The organism is Vibrio sp. 811 (assembly GCF_033339195.1).
Window position 1 is genome coordinate 1 of record NZ_JAWOUB010000897.1, and the last position, 530, is coordinate 530.

General features: G+C 46.4%; 1 protein-coding gene. It reads left to right on the top strand.

Annotated features, from left to right (window positions below; translation table 11 throughout):
- Positions 1-530 (top strand): EAL domain-containing protein (locus tag R7Q46_RS30005; protein ID WP_318078697.1); only part of this gene is annotated, 530 nt, incomplete at both ends.

Genomic DNA, 530 nt, shown 5'->3' on the forward strand with positions numbered 1-530 from the left:
GCTTGGAGCTGTTTGCTCAGCGAGTGATGAATTTGCAGTCGCCAGAGTCGCTGATGTATTTTGAGATTTTGGTGCGTATTCGTGACGCGCAGGGTAACTACGTCTCTCCGGCGATTTTCATTCCCGCTTCCGAGCGTTATAACATTGCGCATTGGATTGATAAGCAGGTGATCAACCAAGCGCTTGAATGGTTTGAACAGCGACCAGACGTAGTGGAAAAGTTGGGGCGTTGCTCGATTAACCTTTCTGGTCAATCCATGGGGAATCAGGAATTTATCGATTTTCTCTTCGAACGATTGAAAAACTCGACCATGCCGTGCGAAAAAATCTGTTTAGAAATCACAGAGACGGCGGCCATGGGCAATTTAGATCAAGCCATCGACTTTTTCACCAGAGCCAAATCGCTCGGCTGTATGATTGCGCTGGACGATTTTGGTTCGGGCTTGTCGTCTTTTGGTTACTTGAAGAAACTTCCTGTAGATATCGTGAAAATTGATGGCCTTTTCGTGCGAGATATCGACGTGAATGAA